Annotated in this window: 14 protein-coding genes and 1 pseudogene; 8 read left to right on the forward strand and 7 right to left on the reverse strand. The window is 71.3% G+C overall.

Annotated features, from left to right (window positions below):
* Positions 1-15: 15 nt before the first annotated feature.
* The 6 genes from infB (at position 16) to ACGFRF_RS31410 (ending at position 10,517) form a co-directional block, all read left to right on the forward strand.
* Positions 16-3,099, forward strand: a complete 3,084-nt coding sequence (infB, locus tag ACGFRF_RS31385; protein WP_393745727.1) for a translation initiation factor IF-2 — start codon at positions 16-18, stop codon at positions 3,097-3,099.
* Positions 3,100-3,402: 303 nt separating this feature from the next.
* The gene (locus tag ACGFRF_RS31390) at positions 3,403-3,696 is read left to right on the forward strand and encodes a DUF503 domain-containing protein (RefSeq protein WP_393745729.1); all 294 of its coding nucleotides are present in this window, start codon (positions 3,403-3,405) and stop codon (positions 3,694-3,696) included.
* 72 nt (positions 3,697-3,768) lie between these two features.
* On the forward strand, positions 3,769-4,239 hold the full coding sequence (gene rbfA, locus ACGFRF_RS31395; protein WP_393745731.1) for a 30S ribosome-binding factor RbfA: 471 nt from the start codon (positions 3,769-3,771) through the stop codon (positions 4,237-4,239).
* Positions 4,236-5,141, forward strand: a complete 906-nt coding sequence (truB, locus tag ACGFRF_RS31400; protein ID WP_393745733.1) for a tRNA pseudouridine(55) synthase TruB — start codon at positions 4,236-4,238, stop codon at positions 5,139-5,141. The genes rbfA and truB overlap by 4 nt, the downstream gene beginning before the upstream one ends.
* Positions 5,142-5,415: 274 nt before the next feature.
* Positions 5,416-9,432, forward strand: coding sequence for a trypsin-like peptidase domain-containing protein (locus tag ACGFRF_RS31405; RefSeq protein WP_393745735.1), 4,017 nt, complete (start codon positions 5,416-5,418; stop codon positions 9,430-9,432).
* Positions 9,433-9,569: 137 nt separating this feature from the next.
* Entirely contained in the window at positions 9,570-10,517 is a 948-nt protein-coding gene (locus ACGFRF_RS31410; protein WP_393745737.1) for a bifunctional riboflavin kinase/FAD synthetase, read from the forward strand.
* Positions 10,518-10,598: 81 nt separating this feature from the next.
* Here the strand turns inward: ACGFRF_RS31410 and ACGFRF_RS31415 are convergent, their stop codons facing one another.
* The 3 genes from ACGFRF_RS31415 to eccE form a co-directional block, all read right to left on the reverse strand.
* Positions 10,599-14,024 (reverse strand): SCO5717 family growth-regulating ATPase, encoded by a 3,426-nt coding sequence (locus tag ACGFRF_RS31415; protein ID WP_393745739.1) that lies wholly within the window; start codon positions 14,022-14,024, stop codon positions 10,599-10,601.
* Between the two features lie 362 nt (positions 14,025-14,386).
* Complete coding sequence (locus tag ACGFRF_RS31420) at positions 14,387-15,145, reverse strand: hypothetical protein (protein WP_393745797.1); 759 nt, start codon at positions 15,143-15,145, stop codon at positions 14,387-14,389.
* 5 nt (positions 15,146-15,150) lie between these two features.
* Positions 15,151-16,521, reverse strand: a complete 1,371-nt coding sequence (gene eccE, locus ACGFRF_RS31425) for a type VII secretion protein EccE (RefSeq protein WP_393745741.1) — start codon at positions 16,519-16,521, stop codon at positions 15,151-15,153.
* 206 nt (positions 16,522-16,727) lie between these two features.
* On the opposite strand from eccE, the gene eccB reads away from it, so the two are divergent.
* Together eccB and mycP are read left to right on the forward strand one after the other, a co-directional pair.
* A complete protein-coding gene (eccB, locus tag ACGFRF_RS31430) occupies positions 16,728-18,251 on the forward strand; it encodes a type VII secretion protein EccB (protein WP_393745743.1) in 1,524 nt (507 codons plus the stop codon).
* 23 nt (positions 18,252-18,274) lie between these two features.
* Positions 18,275-19,555 carry a type VII secretion-associated serine protease mycosin gene (gene mycP, locus ACGFRF_RS31435; protein ID WP_393745745.1) on the forward strand — a complete coding sequence of 427 codons (1,281 nt, stop codon included), beginning with the start codon at positions 18,275-18,277 and terminating at the stop codon, positions 19,553-19,555.
* 126 nt (positions 19,556-19,681) lie between these two features.
* On the opposite strand, the pseudogene ACGFRF_RS31440 reads toward mycP, so the two are convergent.
* The 4 genes and pseudogenes from ACGFRF_RS31440 to ACGFRF_RS31455 form a co-directional block, all read right to left on the reverse strand.
* Positions 19,682-19,798: pseudogene (locus ACGFRF_RS31440) on the reverse strand (DUF4333 domain-containing protein); the annotation flags it as partial.
* A 90-nt stretch (positions 19,799-19,888) separates the two neighbouring features.
* On the reverse strand, positions 19,889-20,428 hold the full coding sequence (locus ACGFRF_RS31445; RefSeq protein ID WP_393745747.1) for a hypothetical protein: 540 nt from the start codon (positions 20,426-20,428) through the stop codon (positions 19,889-19,891).
* 317 nt (positions 20,429-20,745) lie between these two features.
* The gene (locus ACGFRF_RS31450) at positions 20,746-21,234 is read right to left on the reverse strand and encodes a hypothetical protein (protein WP_393745749.1); all 489 of its coding nucleotides are present in this window, start codon (positions 21,232-21,234) and stop codon (positions 20,746-20,748) included.
* Between the two features lie 77 nt (positions 21,235-21,311).
* Positions 21,312-23,585, reverse strand: a complete 2,274-nt coding sequence (locus tag ACGFRF_RS31455; protein WP_393745751.1) for a hypothetical protein — start codon at positions 23,583-23,585, stop codon at positions 21,312-21,314.
* Positions 23,586-23,609: the final 24 nt, after the last annotated feature.

Raw genomic sequence — 23,609 nt, forward strand, 5'->3', positions numbered from 1 at the left:
CCTCAAAGGAGCGAAGTGGCTAAGGTCCGGGTCTACGAACTCGCCAAGGAGTTCGGTGTCGAGAGCAAGGTCGTCATGGCCAAGCTCCAGGAACTCGGTGAATTCGTCCGTTCGGCGTCTTCCACGATCGAAGCGCCGGTTGTACGCAAGCTGACCGACGCCTTCCAGGGCGGTGGCAACGGCAAGTCCGCCGGTAAGCCCGCCCCGCGCAAGGCTGCCCCCAAGCCCGCCGCGCCCTCTCCGGCGCAGGCGGCCCGTCCGGCTGCCCCGAAGCCGGCGGTTCCCAAGCCTCCGACGGCTCCGGCTGCCCAGCAGCCGGCCGCCCCGTCGGCCCCGTCGGCCCCCTCGGCACCCGCGCCGGCCTCCGGCCCGCGTCCGGTGCCGGGTCCCAAGCCCGCGCCGCGCCCGGCCCCGGCCGCCCCGGAGTTCACCGCTCCGCCGGCTGCCCCGGCCGCGCAGACCCCGCAGGCTCCGGCCGCCCAGGGTCCGCGTCCCGGCGCCCGTCCGGGTGCCCCGAAGCCCGGCGGCTCTCGTCCGGCTCCCGGTCAGGGCCAGGCGCCCCGTCCGGGCCAGGGCGACCGACGTCCCGGCGGCCAGGCCCCGCGTCCCGGCGGTGCCCGTCCGGCCGGTCCGCGCCCGGGCAACAACCCCTTCACCTCCGGCGGCAACGCCGGCATGGCGCGCCCCCAGGCGCCCCGTCCGCAGGGCGGCCCGCGTCCGGGCGGCCCCGGTGCCCCCGGCGCCGGTCCCCGTCCGCAGGCGCCCGGCGCCCAGGGCGGCGGTCCGCGTCCGCAGGCTGCGGGCGGTTCCCGTCCGTCGCCGGCCGGCATGCCCCGTCCGCAGGGCGGTCCGCGTCCCGGCCCGGCCGGTCCGCGTCCCAACCCCGGCATGATGCCGCAGCGTCCCGCTGCCGGCCCGCGTCCCGGTGGCGGTGGCCCCGGCGGTCGTGGTCCCGGTGGCGGCGGTCGTCCCGGTGGCGGCGGCGGTCGTCCGGGTGGCGGCGGCTTCGCCGGTCGTCCCGGTGGCGGCGGCGGTGGCGGCTTCGCCGGTCGTCCCGGTGGTCCCGGTGGCGGTGGTGGCGGCTTCGCCGGTCGTCCCGGTGGTCCCGGCGGTGGCGGCGGTGGCCGTCCCGGCTTCGGCGGTCGTCCCGGTGGTCCCGGTGGCCGTGGTGGCACGCAGGGCGCCTTCGGCCGTCCCGGCGGTCCCGCGCGTCGCGGCCGCAAGTCGAAGCGGCAGAGGCGCCAGGAGTACGAGGCCATGCAGGCCCCGAGCGTCGGCGGCGTGATGCTGCCGCGCGGCAACGGCGAGACCATCCGTCTCTCCCGCGGCGCGTCGCTCACCGACTTCGCGGAGAAGATCAACGCCAACCCGGCGTCCCTCGTCGCGGTCATGATGAACCTCGGCGAGATGGTCACGGCCACGCAGTCCGTCTCCGACGAGACCCTGCAGCTCCTCGCCGACGAGATGAACTACACGGTTCAGATCGTCAGCCCCGAGGAGGAGGACCGCGAGCTGCTCGAGTCCTTCGACATCGAGTTCGGCGAGGACGAGGGCGACGAGGAGGACCTGGTGGTCCGCCCGCCGGTCGTCACCGTCATGGGTCACGTCGACCACGGTAAGACCCGCCTGCTCGACGCCATCCGCAAGACGAACGTCATCGCGGGCGAGGCCGGTGGCATCACCCAGCACATCGGTGCCTACCAGGTCGCGACCGAGGTCAATGACGAAGAGCGCAAGATCACCTTCATCGACACCCCGGGTCACGAGGCGTTCACCGCCATGCGTGCCCGTGGTGCGAAGTCGACCGACATCGCGATCCTGGTCGTCGCGGCCAACGACGGCGTCATGCCGCAGACGGTCGAGGCGCTCAACCACGCCAAGGCGGCCGACGTGCCGATCGTGGTCGCGGTCAACAAGATCGACGTCGAGGGTGCCGACCCGACCAAGGTGCGCGGTCAGCTGACCGAGTACGGCCTGGTGGCCGAGGAGTACGGCGGCGACACCATGTTCGTCGACATCTCCGCCAAGCAGGGTCTGCACATCGACTCGCTGCTGGAGGCCGTGATCCTCACGGCCGACGCCTCGCTCGACCTGCGGGCCAACCCGAACCAGGACGCGCAGGGCATCTCGATCGAGTCCCGTCTCGACCGCGGCCGTGGTGCCGTGGCGACGGTCCTCGTCCAGCGAGGCACGCTGCGGGTCGGCGACACGATGGTCGTGGGCGACGCCTACGGTCGCGTGCGCGCCATGCTCGACGACAACGGCAACAACGTGGCCGAAGCGGGCCCGTCGACGCCGGTCCAGGTCCTCGGCCTGACCAACGTCCCGGGTGCGGGTGACAACTTCCTGGTGGTCGACGAGGACCGTACGGCCCGTCAGATCGCCGAGAAGCGCGCCGCCCGTGAGCGCAACGCCGCGTTCGCCAAGCGCACGCGCCGCGTGTCGCTCGAGGACCTGGACAAGGTGCTCAAGGCCGGCGAGGTCCAGCAGCTGAACCTGATCATCAAGGGTGACGCTTCTGGTTCCGTCGAGGCCCTGGAGTCCTCCCTGCTCCAGCTCGACGTCGGCGAAGAGGTCGACATCCGCGTCCTGCACCGTGGTGTCGGTGCGGTCACGGAGTCGGACATCGACCTGGCGATGGGCTCGGACGCCATCGTGATCGGCTTCAACGTCCGTGCGGCCGGCCGTGCCGCGCAGATGGCCGAGCGCGAGGGCGTGGACGTCCGCTACTACTCGGTCATCTACCAGGCGATCGAGGAGATCGAGGCGGCCCTCAAGGGCATGCTCAAGCCGGAGTACGAGGAGGTCGAGCTCGGTACGGCGGAGATCCGCGAGGTATTCAAGTCGTCCAAGCTGGGCAACATCGCCGGTGTCCTCATCCGCTCCGGCGAGGTCAAGCGCAACACCAAGGCGCGCCTCATCCGCGACGGCAAGGTGGTCGCGGAGAACCTCAACATCGAGGGTCTGCGTCGCTTCAAGGACGACGTCACCGAGATCCGCGAAGGCTTCGAGGGTGGTATCAACCTCGGAAACTTCAACGACATCAAGGTCGACGACGTCATCGCGACGTACGAGATGCGCGAGAAGCCGCGGGCGTAACCGGCCGACGGTTCGCCGCTGGCCGACAGAACTCCGGTTCTGTCGGCCAGCGGCCCTTTTGACCACCTTTCCGCTCCGGCCCGCTCGGTCTGTCGCGTGAAGGCACCCTGGCGGCCGGCCGAGACGGGCCGGCGGGTGGGCGAGCGGGGGTCTGGGGGCGGAGTCCCCAGGCGGTCCCGCAGCCGACGGCCGGAGGAAACCCTGTCGAGCCACCGGCAGGTACGCGGTACGGTTCTTGATGTCCCCGGCCCACACGGACCCGGGGCCATCGATCCCGTACCGGCGGGTGAACCGGCTACACACATGTACGTGGGGACTCTGTCCTTCGACCTCCTCCTCGGCGACGTCCACTCGCTGAAGGAGAAGCGCTCCGTCGTCCGCCCGATCGTCGCCGAACTCCAGCGGAAGTACTCCGTGAGCGCGGCCGAGGTGGACCACATGAACCTCCACCGGCGAGCGATCATCGGCCTGGCCATGGTCTCCGGCGACGCGGCGCACCTCACCGACGTACTGGACCGGTGCGAACGGCTGGTCGCCGGCCGTCCGGAGGTGGAGCTGCTGTCGGTCCGACGCCGCTTCCACGGCGAGGACGACTGACAGGCGGCTGACACGGCAGCCGACGACCAGACCACAGAACGCAAGAAGAAAGAAAGAACGGGAGCTGGACCAGTGGCCGACAACGCGCGGGCGAAAAGGCTGGCGGACCTCATCCGGGAGGTGGTGGCCCAGAAGCTGCAGCGCGGGATCAAGGACCCGCGGCTCGGCTCGAACGTCACCATCACGGACACCCGGGTCACGGGTGACCTGCGGGAGGCGACCGTGTTCTACACGGTCTACGGGGACGACGAGGAGCGGAAGGCCGCTGCCGCGGGCCTGGAGAGCGCCAAGGGCATCCTGCGCTCCGAGGTCGGCCGCGCGGCCGGTGTGAAGTTCACGCCGACCCTGACCTTCGTCGCGGACGCCCTGCCGGACACCGCCCGGAACATCGAGGATCTCCTCGACAAGGCGCGGCAGTCCGACGCGAAGGTTCGCGAGGCGTCCGCGGGGGCGTCGTACGCGGGCGGCGCGGACCCGTACCGCAAGCCGGCCGACGACGAGGCGGACGAGACGACCGACACGGACGGCGACGCCGCGGAATGACCCAGAAGCACACCACGCCCGACGGCCTCGTCATCGTCGACAAGCCGTCGGGCTTCACTTCGCACGACGTGGTCGCCAAGATGCGCGGGATCGCCAGGACCCGCCGCGTCGGTCACGCCGGCACCCTCGACCCGATGGCGACCGGCGTCCTGGTCCTCGGGGTCGAGCGCGCCACCAAGCTCCTCGGGCACCTCGCCCTCACCGAGAAGGAGTACCTCGGCACTGTCCGCCTGGGCCAGAACACGGTCACCGACGACGCCGAGGGTGAGGTGACCTCCTCCACCGACGCGTCCAAGGTGACCCGGGACGCCATCGACGCGGGAATCGCCAAGCTGACCGGCGACATCATGCAGGTGCCGTCCAAGGTCAGCGCCATCAAGATCGACGGCGTACGGTCGTACAAGCGGGCCCGCGACGGCGAGGACTTCGAGATCCCCGCCCGCCCGGTGACCATCTCCTCCTTCACGGTGTACGACGTCCGGGACGCCGTCGCCGAGGACGGCACGCAGGTCCTCGACCTGATCGTGTCCGTGGTCTGCTCCTCCGGCACCTACATCCGCGCCCTCGCCCGTGACCTGGGCGCCGACCTGGGCGTCGGCGGCCACCTCACCGCGCTGCGCAGGACCCGCGTCGGGCCGTACAAGATCGACACGGCGAAGACGCTGGACCAGCTCCAGCAGGAGCTGACCGTGATGCCGATCGCCGAGGCCGCCGCGGCCGCGTTCCCGCGCTGGGACGTGGACGCCAAGCGCTCCCGGCTGCTGCTCAACGGTGTCCGGCTGGAGATGCCCGACGCGTACGCGGGCGCGGGTCCCGTCGCCGTGTTCGACCCCGAGGGCCGCTTCCTCGCGCTCGTCGAGCAGCACAAGGGCAAGGCGAAGAGCCTGGCCGTCTTCGGCTGAGCCCCCCACGGGCACGTCCATCGGCGGTTGCCCGTGGTGCCCGTGGAGCGGCGGCCGGCCACGGGTGGTCTCCTGCCGCCGCTCCACGGTCCCCCCTCGGTTCCCCCACCCCTAGGGTTATCCAACGGCTCGCGCCTATTCACCCGTCCGGGCAGGCGCTCGGAGTGAACCGGGGGAGCGGAAGGGGGCGCGTTCGCCACGAGATCTGTCCCGCCGATCATCACGCGCCTACCGTCGGAGCGAGGGCACGCGGTGCGGGCGGGGAGGTATGGCCATGGCGGAACGGGACCCCCACACCGAAGGCGGCAGCCGCCCAACGGCGGAGGGCACGCGGGAGGACGGGGCGTGGAGTACGCCGGGCGGTACGGGGAGGGTGGCCGACGGTGTGTGGCGGGACGAGGCGAGTGCGCCGTCGCCCACGAGTGACGCCCCCTGCCCGGACGACACCGTCCTCGTCCGGATCCGTGACCTCGCCGGCCGCCCCCGCGGCATCGGCTTCCTCGCCGATCACGAGGGCACCCTCCTCACCAGCCACGAGGCGGTCGACGGCCTGCCCCGGCTGGTGCTGCAGGCGGCCGGGGACCGCACGTGTGTGGTCGGCGCGGATGCCGTCACCCCCCTGCCCCAGCTGAACCTGGCCCTGGTGCGCACCGCGGGCCTGGACGTGGCGCCGCTGCCGCTGACCGTGCAGGAGCGGATCGACGCCGGTACCTACGTACGGATCGCCGCGGGCTGCTGGCGCGAGGCCCGGGTGCTGGCCGCCACCCAGGTGTCGTACACCGCAACGGACCGCTTCCACCTCCTCGACGACGTCCTGGAACTGGCGATCGGCACCGCCGGGCGGGACGCGCTCCGGCTCGGCGGCGGGGCGGCCGGGGGACCGGTCCTCGACGCCTGTACCGGCGCGGTCCTCGGCGTGCTCGGCACCGCCCTGCACACCGCCGAGCGCGACGCGGGCTTCGCGGTCCCGCTGCGGCCCGCCGACGGCGCCCTCGCCGACCTGCTCGCACGCAACGCCGCCACCGTCCCGGCCTACGGCGCCGACCTGAACCTGGCCGGCATGCTGGAGCTGACCGCCACGTCGGTGGCCCAGGACGGTCCGCACGGCATCCACGCCGGCCCGGTGGCCCCCGTCGAACGAGCGGACACAGCGCGTGAGTTGACCGCGTTCACCGAGGGCGACCGGACCGTGCTCGGCCTCGTCGGCGCTCCTGGCAGCGGCCGTACGACCGAACTCGCGGCGCTGGCCGCCCGCTGGGCCCGGGGCGAGCGGCCCGCCCCCACACTGTGGCTGCGCGGCGCCGACCTCGAGGAAGCCGACCACTCCGTGGCCGACGCGGCCCGCCGCGCGCTGGAGCGTGCCGTCCGGATCGTCGCCGCCTCCCGTTCCGTGCCCCCCGAGGACCTCGGCGACCTCACCCCCGAACACTTGGCCCGCCTCGCCGTCCGCACCGGCCGCCCGCTGCTGCTCCTCCTCGACGGCCCCGAGGAGATGCCCCCCGTCCTCGCCCACCGGCTGCCCGAGTGGACCAGGGGGACCGCGAACTGGCTGCGGGAGACCGGGACGCGGCTGGTGGTGGCCTGCCGGGAGGAGTACTGGGAGCGAGCCGGCACCCAGTTCCCCCCCGACCTCCTGCACACCCCGCACGACCACCCGGACCCGCGCCCGACCCCGGCTGCCGCCACGGACCCACGTCCGACCCCGGCTGCCGCCACGGACCCACGTCCGACCCCGGCTGCCGCCACGGACCCACGTCCGACCCCGGCTGCCGCCACGGACCCGTCCCACGCCTGGCCGGGCCACGCGGGCTCGTCCCATGCGCCGGCCGATGCGACGGACGCGTCCCACACCTCGTCCGGCTACGCCGACCCCACCCACGCGTCGCCTGCCCCGCCCGGCCACGCGGGTGCGCATGCGCCGACCGCTCAGACCAACCCGGTCCACGCCTCGGCTGCCTCGGCCGGTCGTACGGATCCGCCCCCTGCCTCGGCTGCCTCGGCCGGTCGTACGGATACGCCCCCTGCCTCGACTGACTCGGCCGGTCGCGCGGAGCCGCCCGATGCATCCCCTGGCTCGGCCGGTCGTACGGATCCGTCCCCTGCCTCGGCTGCGCCGCCCGATCGTCGTGGCTCGCTTCCTCCCTGTGTGCGGCTGGCCGATCTCGACGGTGACGAGGCTCGGCGGGCGCGCGCTCGCTACGGCATTCCCGACGGTGTGCTCGCCGAGCGCGACGCCGGGCACCCGCTCACCCTGCGCCTGCTGTCCGAGGTCCGCGCCGCCGTACCGGACGCTCCGGCCGCCGCCGGACCCGTCGACCGGCACGAGGTGTTCGCCGCCCACCTCGACCTGATGTGCCTGCGCATCGCGGTCCGCCTCGCCGCCGGGAACGGTCTGCGCGGCACGGCCGTACGACGGCTCGCGGCGCGGGTGGCCGGACAGGTGCACGAGGCCGCCCGACGCAGCCTCGGACCCGGACAGGGCGAACTGGACCGGGACGCGTTCGAGGCGGTGTTCCCCTGGGGACCCGCCCCGGCCCGGCTCGGCGGCGGCACCGGCTGGGCCTCCGCCGTTCTCACCGAAGGTCTCCTCGTCCCGGCCGGCAGCGGCTACCGCTTCGCCCACGAGGAACTGGCCGACTGGATCCAGGGCATGCACCTCGACCTGGACGAGGCCCTGCACGCCCTGGTCCACCGCCCGCGCGGCACCGGCGAGGCCTGCCCCGTCCCCGTGCCGCATCACCGCATCGGACCGGTCGTCCAGGCCCTGCTCCTGCTCGCCCGCCAACAGGGCCCGCGGCAACTCGCTTTACGTCTGCACGAGTTGACCGAAGCCCTGGACCGTGACCCCGGCTCCTGGTGGGCCGCCCGGCTGCTCGCCCGAACCCTGCTCCAGGTGCCGGACGCGACGCCCTACACCGAGGTGCTGCGCCCGCTCGCCGACCGCATCGTCGCCTGGCACCGCGAACAGCGGCCCGTACCGGCCGAGTTCGGTCCCGCCTTCTGGACCGCCGTGCCCGTCTGCGACGCCGAGCGGCTCGACCTGCTGCGCCGGCTCGTCCTCGCGGACCCGGCGCCGCCGGTGCCCGGCGAGCGCTACCTCGACGCCGTCGCCCGGCTGCTCGACGCCCAGCCCGTCCCCGTACAGCGGCAGCTGACGCACTGGTTCGACGACGAGCGGCCGCTGCCCGCGACCCCGCACGCCACCGTGGCCACCGCCGCCCAGGCGCTGCTGCACACCCACCGGCACGGCGCCCTGGACGAGCTGACCGAGGTGCTGGTGGCCGGCGCCCACCGGCGCGCCGACGAGCTGCTCGCCACCCTCGCCGAGGACGAGCCGTCCGCGCTCTGCCGGGCCGTGGACCGCTGGGCGCACGACGAGCGCCCCGCCCGCCGGGTCGCGGCGGTGGCGTTCGGGCTGCGCGTGGCCCCGTACATCCGCTCGGCGGCCGACCGCGAGCTGCTGCGCTACGCCGCCCTCGCCCTGCTGGCCCGCCCCGCCGACTGCACCCTGCACGGTGGCGCCCGCGCCCTGCTGGTCCGTGACCCGCACACCCGTGACCGGCACCTCGACGCGGCCCTGCGCCACTTCGCCGACGGCGACCCGCACGTCCCGCCGAGCGCCCTGGTCCCCGCCCTCACCACCCACCCCGAACCGGTCCTGGAAGCCTTCCGCGCCCGTCTGCGCGGCCCGGACGCCGGGGAGGCCCTGCGCGCCCTCGCCGACGTCACCACCCCGGCCCTGGCCCGCCGCACCGCCGCCCTCGTCCGGGAAGCGGCGCGGCTGCGACCCGAGACCGCCGGGCACGTCGCCGCCTACGTCGACCGCCGCCTGGAACAGGGCCCCACCGCCCGCCCGGTCCTGCTGCCCCTCGTCACGGGCCTGCTCGACGGCGGCCCCGAACAGGTCCGGGCGGCCCTCGCCACCGTCCTCGCCGCCGCCGGCACCCCCGCCTCCCGCCCGCTGCGCCGCGAACTCCTGGAGTTCCTGTTCACGCACGAGCAGGAGCCGTCGGTCCTGCACGCCGTCCTGCACGCGGCGGCCGACGACGGGGGCCGCCGGGAAGAGGAGGCCCGCGGGCTCGTCCACCGCACCGGCCTGCTCCTGGTCCGCACCCCCGAGGGCGCCACCCGCTTCGACCGGGGCCTGGTCGAGCTGGGCCGGCAGGTGCCCGGCTTCGCCGCGCTCATGGCCCGCTGGCTGACGGACGCCCCGGACGACTGGGCCGCCGTGGTGGGCCCCAGCACCCGCCGCATGCTCGAGAACCTGGCGGGTGTACGCGTACCGGCGTGAGCCGTCGCGCGGAACGTGCGCCCCGTCACAGCCCCCATCTCCATGCCCGATGCCGGACCGGGGCACCCGGCATGGCACCCTTAGACCTGCACAAGAGGTCAAGGTAGACACGGACACGGGTTCGAGGAGCGGTCACAGTGCAGCGCTGGCGTGGCTTGGAGGACATCCCCCAGGACTGGGGGCGCAGCGTCGTCACCATCGGTTCCTACGACGGCGTCCACCGCGGCCACCAGCTGATCATCAAGCACGCCGTCGACCGCGCCCGCGAGCTGGGCGTCCCGGCCGTCGTCGTCACCTTCGACCCGCACCCCAGCGAGGTCGTCCGTCCCGGCAGCCACCCGCCCCTGCTCGCCCCGCACCACCGCCGCGCCGAGCTGATGGCCGAGCTGGGTGTGGACGCGGTGCTCATCCTGCCCTTCACCACCGAGTTCTCGAAGCTGTCACCCGCCGACTTCGTCGTGAAGGTCCTGGTGGACAAGCTGCACGCCAAGGCGGTCGTGGAAGGCCCGAACTTCCGCTTCGGCCACAAGGCGGCCGGTAACGTCGAGTTCCTCGCCGAGCAGGGCAAGATCTACGACTTCGAGGTCGAGGTGGTCGACCTGTACGTCTCGGGTGCGGCGGGCGGCGGCGAGCCGTTCTCCTCGACCCTGACCCGCCGCCTGGTCGCCGAGGGCGATGTCGAGGGCGCCCGGGAGATCCTGGGCCGCCCGCACCGGGTGGAGGGCGTCGTCGTGCGTGGCGCCCAGCGCGGCCGCGAGCTGGGCTTCCCGACGGCCAACGTCGAGACGCTCCCGCACACCGCGATTCCCGCCGACGGCGTGTACGCCGGCTACCTGCACGTCGAGGGCGAGGCCATGCCGGCCGCGGTCTCCGTCGGGACGAACCCCCAGTTCGACGGCACCGAGCGCACGGTGGAGGCGTACGCGATCGATCGCGTCGGCCTCGACCTGTACGGCCTGCACGTCGCCGTCGACTTCCTCGCGTACGTGCGCGGCCAGGCGAAGTTCGAGTCCCTGGAGGCCCTGCTGGAGCAGATGGCCGCGGACGTGAAGCGGTGCCGGGAGATCGTGGCGGCGGAGGCGTAAGCCCCGCTTCGGGCTCCAGGGCTCCACGACGCGAAAGGGCGGCCGGTGCGGTGAGCACCGGCCGCCCTTCGTCATACCGCTCTACTGCTGCGGGGGCGGGGCCTGCGGCGGCTGCTGCGCCTGTGGGGGCTGCGCCTGCGGCTGGGGCTGGGCCTGCCCGGGCTGCTGCGGGTAGCCGGGCTGGGGCGGGTACGGCTGACCCTGCTGTGCCTGCTGCGGCGGGTACGGCTGGCCCCCGGGAGCGGCCTGCGGGTAGGGCCGGCCCTGCTGAGGCGGATAGGGCTGCTGCCCCTGGGGGTACGGCGGCTGACCCTGCGGATACGGCTGACCGTGCTGCGGCGGGTACGGCTGACCCTGCTGCGGTGCGTACGGCTGACCCTGCGCGTACGGCTGGCCCGGCATCGGCCGGCCCGGCATCGGCGGGGCAGCCACCGGCGGCGGGTTGCCGTCGCTGGTCCACAGCCCGTGGGCCTGCTGGTGCCGTACGAAGTCCTCGGCCACCATCGCGGCGAGGTTGAAGTACGCCTCGCGCGTCCGCGGCCGCATCATGTCGAGGTCGACCTCGGCACCCGCGGCCAGGTGCTCGTCGAAGGGCACGACGATGACCCCGCGGGTCCGCGTCTCGAAGTGCGACACGATGTCCTCGACCTTGATCATCTTCCCGGTCTCGCGGACCCCGGAGATCACCGTCAGGGACCGGGAGACCAGGTCCGCGTAACCGTGCGCGGACAGCCAGTCCAGCGTCGTGCTGGCGCTGCTCGCGCCGTCCACGGAGGGCGTGGAGATGATGATGAGCTGGTCGGCCAGGTCGAGCACGCCGCGCATGGCGCTGTACAGCAGACCCGTACCCGAGTCGGTCAGGATGACCGGGTACTGCCGGCCGAGCACGTCGATCGCGCGCCGGTAGTCCTCGTCGTTGAACGTCGTCGAGACGGCCGGGTCCACGTCGTTGGCGATGATCTCCAGGCCGGAGGGCGCCTGGGAGGTGAACCGGCGGATGTCCATGTACGAGTTCAGGTACGGGATCGCCTGGACGAGGTCACGGATGGTCGCCCCCGTCTCCCGGCGCACCCGCCGCCCGAGCGTACCGGCGTCCGGGTTGGCGTCGATGGCGAGGATCTTGTCCTGCCGCTCGGTGGCGAGGGTGGAGCCGAGTGCGGTGGTCGTGGTCGTCTTGCCGACGCCGCCCTTGAGGCTGATGACCGCGATCCGGTAGCAGGACAGCACCGGCGTGCGGATCAGTTCCAGCTTGCGCTGCCGCTCGGCCTCCTCCTTCTTGCCGCCCAGCTTGAACCGGGACGCCGCCGCTGCGGGCCGTCCGCTCTTCGCCTTCTGCCTCTTGTTGTTCAGCAGCCGGTCCGAGGACAGCTCCACGGCGGCGGTGTAACCCAGCGGCGCTGCACCGGGGTTGGTCGGCTGCCGCTGGTCGTGCTGTATGGGCTGCGGCCACGCGGCCCCGGACCGCGGGTCGACCGGAGCGTGCGGAGGCTGCGGCTGGGCTGCCTGAGCGGACTCGGGGTGCTGCGGGTGCTGCGGGTCCTGCGGGGCCTGAGGGAAGCCGTAACCGCCCGGCTGCGGCTGGCCGTTGGGCGTCGGCTGGGACGCCGGGGGCTGGGGGAATCCGTACCCGCCGGGCTGCGGCTGCGGCTGCGGTTCCGGTTGTGGCTGGGCGTTGGGGGTGGGCTGCGGTGCCGGGGGTTGCGGGAAGCCGTAACCACCCGCCTGACCTTGCGGGTTGGGGGCGCCGGGCGGCGGGAATCCGTACCCGCCGGGCGCGGTGGGGCCGTTGGGCGTCGGCTGGGACGCCGGGGGCTGGGGGAATCCGTACCCGCCGGGCTGCGGCTGCGGCTGCGGTTCCGGTTGCGGCTGGGCGTTGGGGGTGGGCTGCGGTGCCGGGGGTTGCGGGAAGCCGTAACCACCCGCCTGACCTTGCGGGTTGGGGGCGCCGAGCGGCGGGAAGCCGTAACCGCTGGGTGCGGTGGGGCCTGCCGGGTTCGGCTGCGGCCCGGCCTGCGCGGACGCCGGCGGGGTGGGCGCACCGGGCTGGTTCGGCTGGTTGGCTTCATGCGGCTGGTTCCAGGCCGCGGGTGCGGGCTGCGGGGCCTGCGGCTGAAACGGCGGCTGCTGACCGGGCGGCTGCTGACCGGGCACCCCCGCAGGACCCTGCGCGGCCCCGGGCTGCGTCTGACCGGGCATCGGCCCGGGTTGCTGGGGCGCGGCTTGCTGCGGTGCGGGCTGCACGGGCCACTGGGCGGCGGGCGCCGGGGCGGCGGGCTGGTACGAGGGCGGCAGCGGGGGCACGCCGTTCTGCGGGGCCGGGGGAGGGGTCCAGGCGGGCTGGGCGTCCTGCGCGGGGTGCGGGTCAGGGGTGGCCGTGGGGGCGCCCGGTGCGGCGTCGGGGCTCGCGGTGGGCGCGGGGGCGCCTGGTGTGGCGTCCAGGCTCGCGGTGGCGGAGGAGGCGCCCGGAGCCGCATCCGGGCTCGCGGTGGCCGTGGAGACGTCCGGCGCGGCGTCGGGGCTGGAGGCGCCTGGTGTGGCGTCGGGGTTCGTGGTGGCCGCGGGGGCGTCTGCTGCGGCATCGGGGCTCACGGCGGCGGGTCGGCCGCTCTCTGCGTCTTCGCTCGCGGCGGGAGCCTCGCCTGCCTGGACGTCGCTGGTTCCCGGGACTGCCGTGTGCGTGCTCGGCGCCGAAGCGTCCGGGGACGCGCCGCCGTCGGCCTGGGCGGCGTCCGCTGCCGGCGCCTCTGAGGTTCCGGCCGTGTCACCGGCGCCCTCACCGTGCTCGGTGGCGGGCGCGGACCGGTTGTCGTCGTCGAGGCCGTGGAGGCCGGCATCCTCGTCGTCCCCGCGGGCGTCAGCCGCCGCGTCTTCGGACGCGTCGTCGCCGCCCTCCTGCTCCCCGACCTGCTCCGGGGCCGTACCGGTGAACTCGTTCCGGGCCTCCGGTCCCTGACCGCCGTCGCTGGTCGCCGCCGGCTCTGCAACCGCCGCCTCTTCGGCCGAAGTCTCGGTGGACGCCTCGGCGCCGGGCTCGGGGTTCGTGCCGGCCTGGTCGCCGGGGGTCTGCGCCGCCGCCCGCTCCGCGATCTCACGCTTCAGCGCGGAGGCGGAGATCCGCATGGTCGCGCCGCTGACAAGGTCGCCGTTCTCACCGTCCTCCTGGTGCGGCACCAAGGGGGAGGCGACAGGGGTGGCCGGACCCTCGGGCGGTGCCGGTGGGGCGGACGCCGCCGTCCAGGCCGGCTGGAAGCCGCTGCCGGGCGGCAGGTCCGGCACGCCGACCGGCGGACCGACCGGCGGCGGGGGCGTGGCGGGAGCGGCCGCCTGGGGTGGCACCGGGGCCGACGAGGGCGCACCGGACGTACCAGAGGCGTTCTGCGTGTACCAGGCCGGCGGCGCGTAGTCGATCGTGAACTCGCCCGTCATCTCGATGCCGGACTCCGCGTCGGTCTGGTCGTCGTCGGGTGTGTCCCAGCCCCCGCGGATCCCGTCCCGATCGCTGTTCACAGTTCCTCCTGGTGTGGTCGAACACCCTCATGCCGTGCTGGGGGGGGCGACCGTTCCTGTCGTACGATTCGCCGGGCTTCCCGCTCGGGTCACTGGACCCCTTGGTCGCAAAGCGTGCACCCCCCGCTCGCGGGAACGCGCGACGTGCCCTGCCCCAGCCTAATCACCAAAACGGCGGACCCGGCAGGCCCGGCCACTCCTTCGTGCCCATCCGGGGCGTCACACCGGGCCCGGGACCACCGCGGCGCACGCGTACGTACACCAAACCGTGACGAAGACGTATCTCACCCAGGCCCCGAAAGCACACCGATTCACGCGATAGCGCGCCAGTCCCCCTGAAAACGGGCCAAGTTGGACCCGTGTCAGTCCATTCGGCGCGCGACGCCCAGGAGTCCGGTCTCGGCGTCCGTCGCCCGCGTCACCACGTACTGCCGGTCCCGCTCCGTGCACCACAGCGTCACACCGTCCGGAAGCGTGGGCAGGGTCTCGAGCTCCGGGCGCGGCAGCCCTATCACCCGCCCGATCTCCGCCGCCTCGTCGGGCGACACCCGCTGCACGCCCACCAGACGCGCCTGGCGCATCAACCGCGGTGCCACCGGGCTCAGATACGGCAGCAAGGTCAGCACCGACTGCCACGGCGCGGAGACCACGCGTCCGCGCGGCGGCCGCATGCCGCAGTCCCGCACCACCAGCACGGGCGTCCCGGCCGATGCGCCCTGCGGGGGCACGCGGCCGACGTCGTACACCGCGAGACCGTTCTGCCCGCCGCCCATGGCGTGCACCATCGGCATCCAGGCCTGCGCCCGCCCGGTCTCCACGGCCACCCGCGCGCCCGTCGCCGCCGCGCGCAGCGCCATGACCTGAGCGGTCCACAGGCCGCCGATGAGCACGATGTCGTACGGCGTCGGACGGTTCACCCCCAGTACGGCGGGGTGACCCTCGGCGTTGACACCGACCACCACGCCGTCGTCGCCGATGGGCAGGGACAGCGCATCGGCCTGCTCCACGGGCAGGGCATGCCGCGGATGGCGCGGGCCCAGCAGGCCGAAGCCCGTGCGCAGCCGTGTGCCGAGGCCTGGTGCCGACGGGGTCGTGCCCGATGGGGTGGGCGAGGTCGTCATGGCCATCAGCGGGCACCTCCGAGCGGCAGGGTGGCTAGAACGCCGGGGAGTTGTTCACGGTCCAGACGCGCGAGGCCGGTCCGTGCCTGCCGCGCGGCCCGCTCCAGTTCGCGCCGCGCGTCGGTCAGCTCCTGGTTGCTGCGGCCGGTGATCCGCAGGTGGCCGGTGAGGGCCACGTTCTGCTGCGCACCCTTGGCCAGCGTCAGGCTGAAGGTCGTCGCCAGCGCGGGCACCGCGGTCAGCTGTGCCACCAACTGCGCCAGTGATCCTCCGGCTCCGCCCAGTGGGGGCCAGCGGCGCACCCAGTAGGTCGTGTGCCGGCGGTTGTCGCAGCGCCAGCTGCGGCTGGACTCCTCGGTACGCCGCTGGGGCGCCTCGCCGCGCCCTGCCTGGGCCGCCTGGGCGGTCACCATCGGGTTGGCGCAGGCGGAGGTGGCGATCGCGGCCGTCAGCTCCTCCTCGGTGAGCACGCTCGCCCGGAACCCGGCGCCGGTCAGCCGGCTCGACAGGTGCTCGGCCGAACGCGCCAGGCACTTCTGCGCCCCCAGCAGCCCACCGCCACGCGCTGCCACCGCCTCCGGGCACAGTTCGGGATCGAGCTTCAGCGCGATCCACGTGATGCGGACCGCGGGGGAGCCGGTCTGGGCTTGGAGCGGCGCGTAGTTACTCACCACGACCGACTGCTGGGGCAGGTGCAGTGCGGGCGCGGGCTGCGTGTGCACCACGATCTGCGCCGACTCCAGCCGGATCCCGTCCACTTCGAGGACGTCCTGTACGAGGGCCACCGGCAGCGGTCTGCGGCTGCGCTCGGCGCGCAGCGCGTCGGCGTCCGACTCGATCTGGAGCACCGCGGTCAGGAAGCCGCCGTCGCCGACCATGCCGATCGGCCGCTGGTCGCGGTCTTCGCCGCGGCTGTAGCTGTAGGTGCGAAGCGTCGGGTCGCACTCCACGGCGGGCGCGAGACCGGAGTCGGTTCCCGGCGGCACCGGTGTGCCCGCGGCCCGCCGCATACGGGCGCGCAGCGCCATATGGGTGCCGAGCCATTCCGGCAGCGAGCGCCCCCGGCGTCGTACGACAGCGAGCACCACGAGCACCGTGGCGACGACGGCGGCGGCGATCAGGGCGATCGTCCCCACGAGCCACCCGCACACCACGAGTGCGCCCGCGATCTCCAGCAGCACCAGCCGTTGCAGCGCGAACGAACCCCCGCGCCCGGAGCGCGACTCCAGATGCGGCGCGAAAGCGCCCTGGTAGGGCGTGGTCGCCGACTGGGCGTCCGGCCGGGAGGACGCAGAGCGGCGGGCACCTGACCGGCGCGCGCCGCCCGATCGAGACCCCGATTGCGATCGCGACCGGGTCCGCGTTGCGGAAGCCATCACTCCAAACCCCCCGAACTCTCCCGAATACCCTTGCGCTCCGGTCCCTTCAAGCCCTGAGCACCCTACCCGTGCCACCAGCACGTCCGCGCAACAGGCATAGTAGGGGCCGGGTCTGACAGTCGAGGCACCAGAGGCAACCGAAGGCGGGGGACGGATCTTCACAGGTCCCCCACGGCTCCGCAACGGGGAGAGAGCGGACACAGATGGCATCACGGCGGGACGAACTCAACGCCTACACCTTCGCGAAGCGCCGCACGCTCGCATCATTCCTGCAGCCTTCCCCCTCCGGTTCGGAGGAGGGCGCCCCCAAGCCGCTGGGCGCACTGGTGCCCGGCGTCGTCGTCGGCGTCGTGATCCTCGCGGTGTTCGGCGCGATCGGCATGTTCAGCCCGACGGCGCCCAAGGGCTGGGACACACCGGAAGAACACGTCATCGTCGCGAGCAAGTCGACCACGCGGTACGTCGTGCTGAAGACGGGCAAGCAGAAGCAGCTGCACCCGGTCCTCAACATGGCCTCGGCCAAGCTCCTGCTGGATCCCAGCAAGACCAGCGTCATCACCGTCGACGAGAAGGTCCTGGACAGCGGCAAGCCCCCGCACGGCGCCACGATCGGCATCCCGTACGCCCCCGACCGGCTGCCCTCCTCGGACGAGGCCGAGACCGCCAAGCGCTGGGCGGTCTGCGAGCGCCCCGGCGACGGCGGCCGGGCCATCCAGAAGGCGGCGTTCGTCCTCGCGAAGAAGGAATGGTCCAAGACGGAAGGGTCCGCCAAGCTCTCCCGCGGCGACCTGATGTACGTCGTCGGCCCGGACGGCAAGACCCAGTACGTCGTCGACGCGCGGGGCACGGCGTACGAGATCGCCGAACCGGGCGACAAGGAACTGCTCAAGGCCCTCGACACTCAGGGCCGCGCCCCGCAGCGCGTCTCCCAGGACTGGCTCGACACCCTCCACAAGGGCGACCCGATCGCCATCCCGACGATCCAGGGCACGCCCGGCGCGAAGGCCGACGCCTCCGGCCTGCTGCGGCAGTACGACAAGGTCGGCGAGGTCATCAAGGCCTACGACGGCCAGACGATGCAGTACTACGTCGTGCTGCAGGGGAAGGTGGCCCGCATCTCCGAGTTCACGGCCACGCTCCTGCTCAACAGCGGTGACCTCGTCGGCGTGGGCCAGGCCGGTGAGGCGCAGCAGGTCAGCCCCGGCGCGGTCGTCGACAGCACCACCTTCGACGGCAACAAGAACTGGCCGACGTACAAGCCGAAGACGGTGAACGACGGCTCCAGCCCCACCAGCGGCCGCAACACGGTCTGCAACGTTCTGCGCTCGGTCGGCGCCAAGGGACGGACCACCCTGTCGACCTGGGTCGGCGAGGACTTCCCCGCCCAACTGCCCACCGGCTCCTCCAGCGCGTACGTCACCCCCGGCTCCGGCCAGCTCTACCGTCAGTTCCAGGGCACGGAGACCTCGGCCGGCGGCGTCTTCCTGGTGACCGACACAGGCCTGCGCTACGCCCTGCAGTCCAACAGCGACAGCGCCACCGACGACAAGGGCATCGGCACCTCCGCCAAGAAGCGCAAGGAGGAGCTGAGCGAGGCGAGGATCGCCCAGACCCGTCTCGGCTACGAGAAGGTGACGCCCACGCCCGTCCCGATGGAGTGGTCGAGGTTCCTGCCGACGGGCCCGCGCCTGTCGGAGGCGGCGGCGCGGCAGCCGCAGGGTTCGTAGCGGCGGCGGAGGAGAACCGACTCATGCTGAAGGCAAGGACGCCAGTGACCGGGACGTCGGAGACAGCGGCCCGAGCGGTGGCCGTGGCCGCCGCCGTGGTCCTCACCGCGACGACCACGGTGGTCGCCCTGCCCGCTTCCCCGGCCCGGGCGGACGACGGCCAGTGCACGTTCCCGTCGAAGCCGTACGCGGGCCGGCCCTGGGCGCTGCAGCGCGTCAACCTGGACGAGCTGTGGGCGCAGTCCACCGGCAAGGGCGTCCAGGTGGCCGTGATCGACACCGGGGTGGACGTCAAGAACCCGCAGCTCACCAAGGCCGTGGACGTGGCCAGGGGCAAGAACCTGCTGCCCACGAAGAACTCCAAGGGCGAAAAGATAGAGCGCGGCAACAAGTCGGGTACGACGGACACGGTCGGCCACGGCACGCGCGTGGCGGGCATCATCGCGGCCCGCCCGGCGAAGGGGACGGGTGTCGTGGGCCTGGCCCCGGACGCGACGATCATCCCGATCAAGCAGAACGACGCCGAGGGCGACGGCACGGCGGAAACGCTGGCCTCGGGGATCCGGTACGCGGTCCAGGCGGGCGCCGACGTCATCAACATCTCCCAGGACACGGCCAACGCGCTCGACCCGAAGGACTCGGACCTGAAGGACGCCATCGACTTCGCCCTGCGCCAGCGGGTCGTGGTCGTGGCCTCGGCCGGCAACGACGGCCTGGGCGGCAACGTCAAGGTGACGTACCCGGCGGCCTACAAGGGCGTCCTGGCGGTGGCGGCCTCCGACCGCAACAACGAACGGGCGGCCTTTTCACAGTCGGGAGACTTCGTGGGCGTCGCGGCTCCGGGCGTCGACATGATCTCCACCGTTCCGGGCAACGGCCACTGCTCGGACAACGGGACGAGCTTCTCGGCGCCGTACGTGGCGGGCGTCGCGGCCCTGTTGAAGTCCAAGTACCCCAAGTGGACGGCCCAGGAGGTCGCCGCCCAGATCGAACAGACCGCGGAACGCTCGATCCCCGGGCACGACCGGCTGGTGGGCTGGGGAGTGGTGGACCCCGTCAGGGCGTTGACGGACGTGGATCCGGCGCACCCCGTCCAGTCGCCGAAACCCGAGCAGGGCGTGTCCAAGGGCGAGGCCCCGTCGGTCACGCCACTGCACTTCGGTGAGACGGCGGAGGAACGCAACACCCGTCTCGCGACGTACGTGATCGTGGGCGGCCTGGTCGTGGTGGCGGGGCTGAGCGGCACGGCGGTGGCGGTACGGGACGCACGACGCAGGCGCGGGCGTCGGTTGAAAGCCGGATGACGGACGGCCTGACCCAATCGGCGGCGAGTGCTGATCTCACCGACACGGTGAAGGGACGCACCGGCCGCCCGTACCGGGGGCCCGCTGCGCGCCGACCGACGGCGACGGGCGGACGACGACTCGTGAGTTCGTCGCCGACGAAGCCTCGTCGCCGGCCTTGATGTCGTAGCCGATCCTGTCTCCGTTGACGGACGAGACGGTGACCGTCACACCGAGCGTGCTGCCGTCGTCCGCGGTGAGCGTGCTGAGCCATCGCCCCGCGCTTCGTACTGGCAGTGACTCGGATAGTGCTCATCGACCACCCGGAAAGCTTCCTGTTGGGAGGGTCGATCATCAGGAAGCGCGCTTGCAGGGCTGCTGTTCTTTGAGCGAAGCCGTGTAGTCGGTGATCAGGTCCTTCATGGCCGATTCGTCCTGGCGCGCGGGCTTCAGCACCTTGATCAAGGTGCTGATGTCTTCTTTCTCGACACCAGTCCCACGACACTTGACCAGCGAGACAGCGGCTCGATCGGCATATACGACGGATCCCCCCTCTGCAGACTTCTGCCGCGAAATGGAAAGCCGACTGAGCAGAATGCTCCGCGCCGATTCACCGACGTCGACTCGCTCCCTGCTGACCACCAACACCATGTCTCCGTCAACCGTGACATTGCACAACACGGAGCCATCGTCCGGCCCCCCGACCTGTTCAGCGGAGAGTCGCTTCCCGGAAGCGGGCAGAAGGCGGGACAGAGCCTTGGCTGGTACGGAGATCCCGCACAAGGCCTTCGGGACCGTGAACTCCTGCTTCGGCTCGTCCGAAGAGCAGGCGGCCACCGCCATGGCGGCAACGAACAGCGATACAGCACGCAGACCGTGCGATGTGGAATTCAACGTCCGCTACTCTCCGATTTCCACTGTGCGCCGTCCGAGTGGCTATGGCCGGCTGATGTGCGCGCGGCTCGCCTCAGGTCGTCGGCCGTGTCAGAATTGATGGACTGGTTGTTCATCAAGGCGTGATCGACGGCTTCAATGTACGCCGAGCTGCATCTTGGGCTGCGGGCCGAACGCTTTCTAACATCGCCCACGCAGGCACGGTCCTGCGTACCTTCACCGAGCACGCGGCGAAAGCACACGCCTGTTCCGCGACCAGGTGGCCGTGACCAGGAAAGGCTGAGAGTGAGGTCACGCGGAGCCGCTATCCCGGGCTCCTATCGGCAAGCTTTGGATTGTTCAACCGCCTTGGTGTAGGTGGTGATCAGCCGCTTCATGGCCGCTGCGTCTTTGTTTTTCGATCCGGTGGCCTGAATAGCGGTGTAAAGGACTTGGTCATCATGCTGACTGTTGCGGCAACCTTCTGTTTTGCCGAAAGCCTGATTCCCCGAGTATGCGAAACGCCCGTCGTCTGTCTGGTGGTCCACCTTCTCAAGCGTCAGGCCTTGGGCGAACTCGAACACCGTTATGTCGTTCCACCATTCTTGAGCGGTATAGATGATCCGCTTTCCGTCCACTGAGACAGAGCACCGAGTGGCCGAGGGTGAAAGAGTCGTCGCCTTCGTCGAGAGCTTCTTCCCGGCGGGGAGGAACTTGGAGAGTTCCTCTGCGTCGACGGTGGTGCCACACAAAGACTGGGGTGTGGAATATTCGCGCTTCTGCTCATTCTCTGAGCAACCCGAGAGTGTGATGAGGATGACGGACATCGCGATGGTTGCTCCCACGCGATGGCCTCGACGAAGAATAGAGATCGCATTCATGGCATTCTCGCAACTATGGGAGATCAGGAAGTTGTCGTTGTGCTGCCGGGGGCCTGCCCCTGCAAAATGGCACGTGCATTGATGTAACCCTGCCGAGAACCTTCTCGCGACCACGTCCCGATGTCGTCCGCGTTCGCCAAGTGGTGCTTCTCGGCTGCAGTCTGCGCGCCCAGCGCCACGTACTCGTTGTTCTTCGTCAGGCCAGCCTGCCAGCGGCTTCCCATTTCGTCGGCGGCGTTCTCAAGAGCATGTCCTTCGGCATCCTTGAAGACCCGCTCCAGCACCACGCTTGTGACCGTACCCGCCGCACCGCCGGCAGCCGCGCCCACCCAGGGGGTTGCGACGAACGACGTTCCGACGCCGACGACCGTTCCGACCCCGCCCGAGATCCAGTTCTTCCGCTGCGAAACGCTGTAGTCGTAGGCGTCGTCCTTCTCGCCGGCCGGCTTCGCGATCTCCTCCTGCCGCCCGAGACCGAGGATGCCCGATACCTCTCCGGACCGTTCGGAGATGTACTTGACCGTGGTCTCCTGATCTTGGGAGAATCGCTGATCCGCCGGAAGGTCCGGATCGAGGTGGTACGTCATGAGCTTGGACATGTAGGCCTCTTGCCCAACCTCGACCGCGGCGTACCCTGCGGGATTCTGACCGATGGCGAAAAGGAATTTACTGACGTCCCGGTGATGCACTCCGGAATCAGCGCCTGCGATCGGGTAGAGCTTCTCGACTCCGGCCCAATCTTCCGAATCCCTGCTGACGTCAGTCGTTGCCCGGTTGATGTCCGGCAGGTATTCGGAAGCGATCTGCCCCATGCTGTCGGACATGTAGTCGTGACCGGTCAGCCGTTCCGGGTCGTCGCCCACCGAGGAAACGATGGCGTTGAAGAGTTTGGCCTGTTCCTTGTTGTGTGCAGGGGTGTCGAGTGTGGGAATTTCCCCTGCGGGATGCCCGGTCGTCGCTGCCTCCAACGCCGAGGCCAGGTTGTTCCGTGCATCGTCGCTCGCGTCGCCGCTGAAGTCGTTCTTGATTGCTTGCGGCCAGTGGCGCTCTTCAAATAGATATTTGAAGTTGGAAACAGCGTGCTTGTGGTCGTCGTCTTTCGGGATGAAGTCGGCGTTGAAGAATTCGGTAGCAGCGTCCGGACTGTTGGAGAGTCCCTTCAGGTAACCACCCAGCGGGTCCCAGCCTGTGTCGCCCCCCATCCGGTTGAGATAGGGGTCGAATCCCAATTGCTGCCAGGCGGTGTGCTTGCCGTCGCCTGTGAACTTCCGCTCCGTCTCCATCAGACGCTTGCCGTATTGGGTCATGAAGGAATCGTCATAGTCGCCCGCGCGCATGAGATTGCTCATGACCTGGAAGCCAAGGACGTTTCCTCGGTGGCCGACCTGTTTGTCACCCATCTCGATGACATCGTGTTTCCACTTCGTCATGCCAGTTGTGTCGCTCTGGCTAGCTGTAGCCAGCGTCAGGCTCAGATTCCTCTGCAAGTCGTCCAACTGCTCGCGGCGTTCCCGAGTGAGATCGGGTGTCACCTGTGGATCTGCGACGCCGGCCCAAAATTCCAGAGTCTTCTGCGGTCCGAGGTCGGTGGCGAAGCGCTCCGCGAACAGCGGATCGTCGTGGTACCTCTTGAGTCCGGCATTCAGGCGGTCGAATTCCTTGACCGTTAGCTCGTCCGGATCCTTCTTCGCGAGCTTGGCCAGTTCGTCGGCTTCGTCGACGGCTGCTTGCGCGGCGTCCCGGTCCTTGTAGCTGGCGTCGGAGAATCCCATGGTGGCCTGGTCGACGATGGCTTTCAGTACCTGCTGGGCCGAGGTGTCGCTCTCGGTAGCCTTGCGCAGGATCTCCTGCACCTCGTTCCGCAGAGCTGTGACGTCGCTCTCGTCGTGCTCGGGGACAGTGGTGCCCTTCGCGGCCCGGTCCGGGTGGATGTTCATGGTGACCGTGAACGTCCCATCGCCGGTGTCCATCACCGTCAGGTTCTTCTTCAGGCCGCGATCGATGGCTTCCTCAAGGTCCTTGTGGTACTGCTTCAGCTCTCCGACCGTGTCACTGAGGATGCTGTGGATCGTCTTCGCTTGCGTGTGGGCGTCGGCGAACTCACCGGCGGTCTTGCCGATGAACTCCTTGGTGACCTCAGCATTGACGCCGACCCAGTTGGCCTTGTTGGCGGCCTGATGCAGCCCTTGTTCGGCCTGTTTCTGGAGGTCTTCCAGATTGCTGACCAGCGTTGACCAGTCCGTGATTGCCTCGTTGACCGACGAGAAGTTGGCGAAGCGCAGGGTGTCGAGATCCACAGCTACGGGTCCTTAGGCGGGAGT

Origin of the sequence: Streptomyces sp. NPDC048521 (genome assembly GCF_043199855.1) — a bacterium.
Classification (GTDB): domain Bacteria; phylum Actinomycetota; class Actinomycetes; order Streptomycetales; family Streptomycetaceae; genus Streptomyces.